The following is a 1,276-nucleotide window of genomic DNA, read 5'->3' as shown; positions in this document are numbered from 1 at the left end:
GGCACTGACTAACCTTTTTGAGACAAGTAAAAAACACCTTATTATGCAGCCAATTGTCGGTATTGAACCGGCGATTGGCTGTTTAATTTCGTTTGGATCCGGATATTGTTATAATACTTTATATACTCTTCGACGATTTGGATAACATGCGCATTGGTAGTGCGATAAATTTCGTCGAGATAGAACGTTTCCGACTTTAGCGAGGAGTGAAACGATTCGATGGGAGAATTATCAGCGGGCGTGCCTTTGCGGGACATGCTCATGGTAATTCTCTTTTCTTTGACTGCTTTTTGATAAGCATAGGACGTGTAAACGGACCCCTGGTCGCTATGCAGCATACAGCCTTCCGGCAGCTCCGGTAATTGGGACAGGGTGTCCAGAACGAAATCGGTATCCTGAGTGAACCCAATCGTTTGAGCCACAATCTCCCCATTGTAGAGGTCCAGAATACTTGAAAGATACATCATGGACTGACCGAAAGGCAAGTACGTAATATCCGTCACCAGTTTCTCTAACGGCTTAGACGCCGCAAAGTCCCTATCTAGCAGGTTGGGCGCCACGTGTGCTGGCTGTCCGGTTCGTTTCCGTTTCTTCACTTTCACCCGACATTGCCAGCCATACTTCTGCATAACCCGCTGTACCGTCTTCTCGCAGGCCCCTGAGTACAGCGCCGCGATCTTCCGGTATCCCAACCGGTATTTATGTTCCTTGCACAACTTACCGATCCCTTGATCTCGCTTCTCTTTTTCAGTTTCCTCCGTGACTTGAGCCTTCCACCGATAGTACGTCGAGCGACTGACCCCGAGATGCTTACAGATGTCTCCAATCGTCATGTTATCGTGCAGTTCCTCCACTAGCTGAATCACAACTTTTGGCGCCACTTCCTTTCCAACTCCTTGTACTTTTTTAATACATCAATCTGTTGTTTCAGATAGCGGTTTTCTGCTTGTAGTTTCGCTGTTTCGCTTTCGTATTGCGGCCCTTTGCCAAAGGTATATTGCTTGCCGACCGGTTGTGCCAGTCGATGCAGCTCTCCATTTCGATACCACTTCATCCAGGTTTTCAGCTGTGAGTGGTTCCGGATGTTCAGGTCTTCCAATACTTTCTTTACGGGGACCCCGGCTAACCGCATTTCAATCGCCTTTAGTTTTACTTCTTCAGGATAACTCACTCTAGTTCCCATAGAAAAAACACCTCCACGTTGATGTATTAAGGTTCAATACCCGTTTTACAACGTAAGGTGTTTTTATTTGTCTCACTTTTTTAGGTCAGTACC

1 protein-coding gene is annotated in these 1,276 nt (G+C 46.6%); it reads right to left on the bottom strand.

What is annotated here, in order from left to right; all coding sequences use genetic code 11:
- Positions 1–41: 41 nt before the first annotated feature.
- Positions 42–1,183, bottom strand: a protein-coding gene (locus H9659_RS15340; protein WP_404828995.1) for an IS3 family transposase whose coding sequence is annotated in 2 segments (ribosomal slippage) — positions 42–910 and positions 910–1,183 — 1,143 coding nt in all. Because the reading frame shifts where the segments join, the coding sequence is not laid out codon by codon here.
- Positions 1,184–1,276 lie beyond the last annotated feature (93 nt).

Source organism: Sporosarcina gallistercoris, assembly GCF_014836415.1.
Classification (GTDB): domain Bacteria; phylum Bacillota; class Bacilli; order Bacillales_A; family Planococcaceae; genus Sporosarcina; species Sporosarcina gallistercoris.
Note: the sequence above shows the minus strand (reverse complement) of the source record. Positions and strands in the feature narration are given on the sequence as shown.